10 protein-coding genes are annotated in these 6,951 nt (G+C 60.3%); 3 read left to right on the top strand and 7 right to left on the bottom strand.

Annotation, left to right across the window (positions count from 1 at the left end; genetic code table 11):
* Positions 1–62: 62 nt before the first annotated feature.
* Both QT386_RS13285 and QT386_RS13280 read right to left on the bottom strand, forming a co-directional pair.
* Complete coding sequence (locus QT386_RS13285) at positions 63–383, bottom strand: hypothetical protein (protein WP_289274254.1); 321 nt, start codon at positions 381–383, stop codon at positions 63–65.
* 2 nt (positions 384–385) lie between these two features.
* A complete protein-coding gene (locus QT386_RS13280; RefSeq protein ID WP_289274253.1) occupies positions 386–763 on the bottom strand; it encodes a hypothetical protein in 378 nt (125 codons plus the stop codon).
* Between the two features lie 503 nt (positions 764–1,266).
* On the opposite strand from QT386_RS13280, the gene lexA reads away from it, so the two are divergent.
* The 3 genes from lexA to QT386_RS13265 are packed head-to-tail and all read left to right on the top strand — an operon-like array spanning position 1,267 to position 2,623.
* Positions 1,267–1,920 carry a transcriptional repressor LexA gene (gene lexA / locus QT386_RS13275; RefSeq protein ID WP_289274252.1) on the top strand — a complete coding sequence of 218 codons (654 nt, stop codon included), beginning with the start codon at positions 1,267–1,269 and terminating at the stop codon, positions 1,918–1,920.
* A gap of 29 nt (positions 1,921–1,949) precedes the next feature.
* The gene (locus QT386_RS13270) at positions 1,950–2,327 is read left to right on the top strand and encodes a hypothetical protein (protein ID WP_289274251.1); all 378 of its coding nucleotides are present in this window, start codon (positions 1,950–1,952) and stop codon (positions 2,325–2,327) included.
* Positions 2,328–2,347: 20 nt separating this feature from the next.
* Positions 2,348–2,623, top strand: coding sequence for a hypothetical protein (locus QT386_RS13265; RefSeq protein WP_289274250.1), 276 nt, complete (start codon positions 2,348–2,350; stop codon positions 2,621–2,623).
* A 356-nt stretch (positions 2,624–2,979) separates the two neighbouring features.
* Here QT386_RS13265 and QT386_RS13260 read toward each other — a convergent pair whose 3' ends face one another.
* The 5 genes from QT386_RS13260 to QT386_RS13240 form a co-directional block, all read right to left on the bottom strand.
* Positions 2,980–4,026: a site-specific integrase gene (locus QT386_RS13260; protein WP_289274258.1), complete on the bottom strand. Its 1,047-nt coding sequence runs from the start codon at positions 4,024–4,026 to the stop codon at positions 2,980–2,982.
* Between the two features lie 170 nt (positions 4,027–4,196).
* The gene (locus tag QT386_RS13255; protein WP_289274249.1) at positions 4,197–4,397 is read right to left on the bottom strand and encodes an MbcA/ParS/Xre antitoxin family protein; all 201 of its coding nucleotides are present in this window, start codon (positions 4,395–4,397) and stop codon (positions 4,197–4,199) included.
* 66 nt (positions 4,398–4,463) lie between these two features.
* Entirely contained in the window at positions 4,464–4,898 is a 435-nt protein-coding gene (locus QT386_RS13250; protein WP_289274248.1) for a hypothetical protein, read from the bottom strand.
* Positions 4,899–5,045: 147 nt separating this feature from the next.
* Positions 5,046–5,993 carry a hypothetical protein gene (locus QT386_RS13245; protein WP_289274247.1) on the bottom strand — a complete coding sequence of 316 codons (948 nt, stop codon included), beginning with the start codon at positions 5,991–5,993 and terminating at the stop codon, positions 5,046–5,048.
* Between the two features lie 253 nt (positions 5,994–6,246).
* The gene (locus QT386_RS13240; RefSeq protein ID WP_289274246.1) at positions 6,247–6,942 is read right to left on the bottom strand and encodes a hypothetical protein; all 696 of its coding nucleotides are present in this window, start codon (positions 6,940–6,942) and stop codon (positions 6,247–6,249) included.
* Positions 6,943–6,951 lie beyond the last annotated feature (9 nt).

Raw genomic sequence — 6,951 nt, 5'->3', positions numbered from 1 at the left:
GAGAACAGATCCAAAGCACGAAAGACCAACTTACCCACAGATTTGAACTAGACTCTCAACCCTTACAGGTGGGTCACTTTTCGCTGCGCACCCTGGGTCAACTTTCGCTGCGCGCCAACACAGTAAGCCTGATCATCCTCATCAAACCCTGCCAACGGCTCTGGCATACCGGGCCGTCGAAAGTATCCTGCGCGGACTGCTGAGAGATCGAACCCCTTTCCATCCAGGGTATAGGACCAATGCCCTTCAGCAGGCCGACACCTCAAGCTGCCGCGCGAGATGTCCTCGGTGTTCAACCGGAAAAAGGGGAGAGAGCGCTTCTGCAACTCTAGGACAATGAAGTCGCTGGTGATGTCTCTTTTGTTGGTGACGATCAGGAACATGCCTAATCATCACGTTCCGTTTTAGCCATCGTCTTGGTCATCAGTTCGAGACCGCTAAGGCTAAATCGATCATCGTCGCCTTCCAACTCGACCTTTGTTTTCGTCAGCATCTCGAGGAGTGCAGGTGTTCGATGGTCATCGGATTCCGTCGGGGCGTCTGTTTTCGTGAGAAGGCTCGAGAGCTGGGAAGCAGACGCGACAAGAGGCTGTCCATCAACTTCCCAGGTGTCGCTATCAACAGAATACCCACCCGGAATCACCGGGTCGCCGGTGCGAGGAATCGCGCCCTGAAGCAGAAGTGGAGTTTTCATCGTCGCCCCGTAAATTTGGCTTTTAGCCGAGAAATCGAAAAGTCCGCGACCAGAGGAATGTTCGTTCACAATGCTAGTGACTAATCGACCGAAAGTCATTTGTCGGAAGGCGTGCGAGCCTTGGGTCGATCGACTAGACCCGGGCTCACTTTGCCGATTATCAGTGGATTAGGGCACCTGGGGAGTTTCGGCGGACAGCGTCACCGAGCGCTTAGCGATCGGGTAGAGAACCATAGGAAAGCGCAGGCCCGGCAGGCTGTACTAATCGAAAGGGCCTTTGGAGACTTCGAGCGCTAAGCCTGTGTTCGCCGCGCTCGAGCCGCCTCATGCCTCCCGACCTGCGCGATTACTTGGTGTCGCCGTACCCCGGTTTGGGGACACGCTCGACCACGTGCGATTTGGGGTTTTCGCGCGCCTTCTTCACGGTCGTAAATCGGCCACTCCCGGCGTTGCGCCCGCGCGGGGACGTTTTCGGGCCATTCGATTTCGTTGCCACGAGATACCTCCTTTCAGCGATGGGGCTCGTCGTCATGGCGAGCTTGACGGGTAGTATACAAAAGAATACAGTATGAATGCAAAAGACCATACGCGTGATGCAAGACGAACTGCTCAAGCCGATCGAGCGCAAGGCTCTAAAATTCATCCGCAACCGGATTGCTCACGGAGGTTCCCCTCCGTCTGTTCGGGACGTGCAGAACGAACTGGGCTATCAGTCACCCCGTTCCGCCGCGCAGGTGATCGACCGATTAATTGCTGCTGGCTTCGTGCGGCGGCGCGCCGCAGATCGTGCTCTTCAGGTTGTGCGGATGCCAACGGAAGCTCGGGAGATGGCATTGACGGTGCAGGTGCCTCTGGTCGGCACCGTATCCTGTGGCTTACCGATTCTCGCCGCCGAGAACATCGAGGCGATGGTCGCGGTTTCGGTGCGTTTGGCGCGACCTCCACATCGTTACTTTCTACTTCGTGCGGAAGGTGACTCAATGAATGAGGCAGGGATTGACGATGGCCATTTGGTGTTGGTTCGGCAGCAACATACTGCCGACGAGGGAGAGAAGGTAGTGGCCCTCGTGGATGACGAGGCCACTATCAAGGAGTTCCGGAGAACGGCCGACGCGATAGTGCTGATGCCGCGCAGTTCCAACAAGAAGCACAAGCCAATCATCCTCACCCACGACTTCTCGATTCAAGGGGTTGTGGTGACTTCAATTCCAGATTTGGGAATCTAGTTTATTGGAAGCATTAGCGGAGCAATCGAATGACCATCAAAACGGCTCGGAAAGTTCAGATCGTTAACATCCGCAATCGCGGCAAGGCGGGCGAGGAGCTCGTCAGCCTGAAGGTCGAGGAAGATTGCGATATTGGCGCCTACCTGCTGGCCGACACGACGTATTCCAGTGGGGGGAAAGTCTCCAGCAAGCTCCGTCACCTTTATTGGTTCCCCGACCACCTTGTAAAGAAGGGTGACTTCGTTCTGTTGTACACCGGTACGGGCACCAATCGTGTATTCAAGAACACGTTGGGATCGACCACGCATGCGTTCTACTGGCAGTTGAAGGTGCCGGTCTGGAACGATGACGGCGATGTTGCCGCGCTGATCGAAGCCCGCGATTGGCAGTTCAAGGGCGTGAAGTAGAGAATCTCAATCTTCGCCCTATGAGCAACAAGAAGAAACCAAGGCGGGGCAGGGCAAACCGAACGCAGCGAGTGGCGGGGCATATGCCTATCCGCCTCACGGATATTCAGATCTCCGGATCTTCTTTGTCCAATGCGCTAAGCGGCGAGGAATTGAAGGTAACCGGCAAGCTCAACAAGTCTGCGCCCATTCGACGCAAACCATCGGGAAGATTCTTCGCAAAGTCCGGGCGCTATCGAAAATCCTCGGCAGAGGTGCCTGCTTCGGCAGCATTGCATCCAGTATTCACGCAGTGAAGGGCCGTGAGTATCCGGCGGTGTGCCTTGTCATCAATGTTCAGGGCTGCGGGACATTCTCATGCATTGCTCGACGGGGAGTGCCCTGAACGAGGAGAGGACGCTCGAAAGCTGTATGTCGGCGCGACACGCGCTGAAAAACTTCTGGCGATCGCCGTGCCACACTTCCGGTAGCCATCATTGGAGGCACTGCTCAAGGCCGTAGGCGTTGCACCAAAGCTAATCTCCCTGGTGCCTGCTAGAGCCGCAAAGCCAGGGAAGCCAAAGAAGTCTAAACCGACGATTGCTAATGCCGATTGAATCCAGTTTTCGTCACAAATTTTCCGTGTGATCGCAATCTTGGGGTAAGGGAAAGGTTAGTCGTCGAGGAGGTTGCCAATTGGGCTCCGGGCCAACTCGCCGACGCGATAGTAACCTAGGACTGTTTCGACCCTGCGATGCTCGGTCATCGCCATCACATCACCAATAGGGATGTTGCGACGGCCGGCTTCGGAAATGAACCCAGACCTCAGACTATGCCCTGCCCAATCGCCGTTTAGGCCTGCCAGCATCGCGCGTTTGCGTACGATGGAGGCTACAGCGCCCGGGGCGAGGGGAGGGCCAACGCGGGATTTCCAGAGTCGCCGGAAGATCGGTCCATCGGTTATGGCGGAGGCATTGAGCCAGGCCTTGAGAGCTTCGGCAGCTTGGCCGCGGATCGGCTTGTCGGGATGGACGGTGCTGGTTCCATCTTGGTTGGTCTTGGAGCGATGTAACTTATACGAGTAATTCTCGCCGTCAGATTTGGACAAGTGTTCCAAGGTGGCTGCAGACACCTCTGAGCGCCGACGACCGCCGCTGGACCAAGCGAAAAGCAACAGAGCCCGGTCCCGGAGGCCCTCAAGGGATTCATCGCAGGTGGTCAGCATGGCCTTGAGGGGCTCTCGGGTAGCGGCCGTCTTTTTCGTGGCAAATTCCCCACGCTTGGAAGCGGCGCGCCGGGCACGTGATAGCAGATGCCGAACCTGTGGATCTTCACAGGGGTTCGGTTGCCGTCGCATCTGATGCAGCTTTGACAGAACCGACAGTCGATGGATCACCGTGCTGATCTTTAGAGGGCCCAGGTGCGCTTTAAATCCGCCCTTTACCAGTTGAGCATCGATGGCAGGCGGCAGTTCGCTTACCGGTTGGTCAATAGGGCCGCGGGCCAGGTGATCCACGATGAATTGGACGACCGTTGAAGTCGACACTGGCAGGTGCAAGGGCTGTCCGTAGCGAGCCACACCCCAAGCGCACCAGTACCGCATGGCGCTGCGATAGCTTCGGATGGTGTTCTCGGATTCACCAGCGATGAGGATTTCGTCGGCGGCGCTACGGGCTGCGTTGCTGAGTTCGGCTGGAGTGACCAGCGTGGCGCCGACCATCACTGGCAAATCTCCTGGTTTTGCTTTGTTGCGCTGCCCCCGCGAAGCCGACATATCGGTTCAAGTCCTGTGTCCTGATAGATGTAAAAGCACTACTTCCATACGCGCGATAAGCATCACTTATCGGTTTATCGTCGTGCCGACCCGCCGCAGGGCCCGACACGCCCCAGTCAGGAAAAAACGCCGTGCTCGATCCTGACGAGGATGGCGATCACGCTCTTCAGCCCCTCATCGTCGAGTAGTAGATCAATTGGGCGAACAAAACCGAGCGCCGGACATTCGCTCTCCAGCCATACCTTGGCGGCCTCAGCGGTGCCGAAAACCTCCCTGGCCTGCTCCCGTGCGGCCCGGATCCTCTGGCGGCGCGTCATTTTCGCGCTCGACCCTTCGTTGTTCCTGTGCGCCATCACAGCGGCTGGAGCCGTAACCGCGTCTGTTCAGGTTCGCCGGGTCGACGCCGCATGGATCATCCGGATGGCCCGCGCGATGCGCTGTCCCTTCCGCATCATCCAGCGCCCCACTAAGTAAAACGGCAGGCCAAACGCCACCAGCATCGCGATCAGCAGCGCATCGTCGGAAGCCAGCTTGCCCACCATCAGGCAAGCTCCCAGATAGAAGAGGGCGATCCCGACTCCCACGACACCTATGGCCAAGACCACGAAGCCGCCGGTCTTCCAGAGCAGCGGCCCCTCCTGGGCGTGCCCGGCACCCCGGGTGACGTTGACGTAGCAGATCGCCTCCACGACGCCGGATCGGTCCAGTTCCCCGGTCACCACCATCTGGTCACCCGGGTTCACGACCGGCGGGTCATCGCCGACGATGCGCACCTGGCGCTCGCCGATCGAGAAGGTCGTGATGAACGTCGTCGACACCGATAGGGATTGCCCCGATCCCGAACTCGCGACCCGGTTCATTGCGGAAACATGTGCGGCAGGCCCACGTAGCAGTTCCATAGATCCCCCCAGGTTTTAATGGTGCCGGGCATCCGCGGAATCTCCCCGCGGGTGCCCGGCGGCCGGTTACGGCGCCGCGTCCGGCAGCGAGAAGTCCGGATTCGCCAGCATGCTGCTCCAGACGTGTTGGCCCGCCGATCCCGGGAAGCGGTACTTCGCGGGCAGCGAGTCGATCGTCAGGTTCAGCAGCCCGCCCGAGGTCGTGCCAGACCCCATCAGGTCTGTACCGGTCTCATCGAAGCTGCGCCGGTAGGTCAGCGAGCCGCTCTGAGGAGTCCCGACGCTGACCACCCCGGAGGCACTGACGCCTGCAGGGGCCGACAGATTGCCCGTCCGCAGCAGGGCATTCAGGTCCGCCGTCGCCGGCGACCGCATTTGCACGTCCGTGCCGCCGAAGTCGACCGCGCCGGATGCCGGGTTGTGAGCCAGTTCGATCCGCACATCGCTGAACTGCACGCTGCGGCCATCCGGAGCGCTGATGCGCAGGGCATTGTCCTTGCCGCCGAAGGTCTCGATCTGCACCGACCCGGTCGCCGAGCGGATGACAGTGCCCGAGGCACTCTCGAAGCTCATCGAGTAGCCGTCGATGACGACGTCCGCCGACCAGATCACATTGAACGTCCCCGAGCCATCCGGATTCAGGCGGACCAGCAGGTTCTTCACCTGCATCGTCCCCTGGATCAGGCCGATCGCCTCCCGGCAGCTGTCGAAGGTAACCATCGCCTCCGGATCGCCAGCCGGATTGGGCGTCGTATCCGTATAGGTCACGGTGCCGCCAGAACTGCAGGCGCGCGTGCCGGCACGGGTCGTCCCGAGGTCCACCTCAGTGAGGCCGGTCAGCATCAGCGACCCCAGCCCCTGGGTATAGCGGTACAGCGTCGCCAGGCGGGCCGCTTCGGCATCCGCCACCGTGGACGACAGGGGAGGGGCATCATCGGAGCCTCCGCCGCCACAGCCCGCCGCGGACAGCAGCAGGATGGCGACCAGGGCATTGCGGAACAGCTTACTGCACATCGAAAAATTCAAGGTCATAACACCTCCAAGATGGTTGCTGGATGGCGGCAGGAGCCCTGTCAGCCGGCGCGGCTCCCTTGGGGAGGCGCGCAGCAGGCGACGAGATCGAGACCGCCCCGGTACCGCCAGCTGCACGACCTCTCTCCGAGGTCGGCGCCGGCGACTCCAAACCCCTCAGGTCGAGATCACCCGGCGAATTCCGGGCGCAACTCTCCTGCGAGGGGAGAAATAAGGAATGGGGAACGGCCGAAGGTCAGCGGATGCGGTAGTTCTCGCGGAACTCGCTGCCGAGGCGTTCCTGGACAAAACGGGCGGTGCCCTGGGGGAGCAGGTACACGCGCTGACGGGTAAACACGTCGCGGGACGTTTCCACGTTCGTGCGAATGACCCCGTAGCTAAGCTGGTAGCCCACCCCCAGGATCGAGACGAACGCTCCGTTCCGGTCGATCTCAACCAGGCAACTGGAAGCGTCCGTGGCGTACCAGGCGCCATCCAGACCCGGCGCCCGGGGACCCGAGAGTGCCAGGATCTTCTGGTTCACCGGCGCACCGTAGACGGCGACCGTATTGCCGCGGGCGCGGGCGTTGTTGATGTACACCACGCCAACGTCGGTCCTTTCGATCGGCGCAGCCGCATTCATGGCGTATAGCGCCTGGGTGTCATGGACGCGCGGCCCATTACGGTCGATGGTCAGGAAGTGCCACGCATCCTCGGGGCTCTTGAAGTAGTAGCTGCAGGGGTCGCACACATAGCCGGGGGTGGCATTCCCCGTCGGCGCGATGAAAGCCGAGAGCAGCAGCTGGTCGGGGAAGCCGGCCATGTTCTGCTGACGCCGCTGGGCGTTCTGGGCCTCGATGGCGTCCATGACGGCGCAACCGGATGCGAATGCCGAAGCCATGAGCGCAAGGGCGAGCAGGCTTGCCGAACGAATCCCCGTGGTGATCTTCAAGTGAATCCT

Origin of the sequence: Solimonas sp. SE-A11 (assembly GCF_030345715.1) — a bacterium.
In the GTDB taxonomy this organism is placed as follows: Bacteria; Pseudomonadota; Gammaproteobacteria; order Nevskiales; family Nevskiaceae; genus Solimonas_A.
Note: the sequence above shows the minus strand (reverse complement) of the source record. Positions and strands in the feature narration are given on the sequence as shown.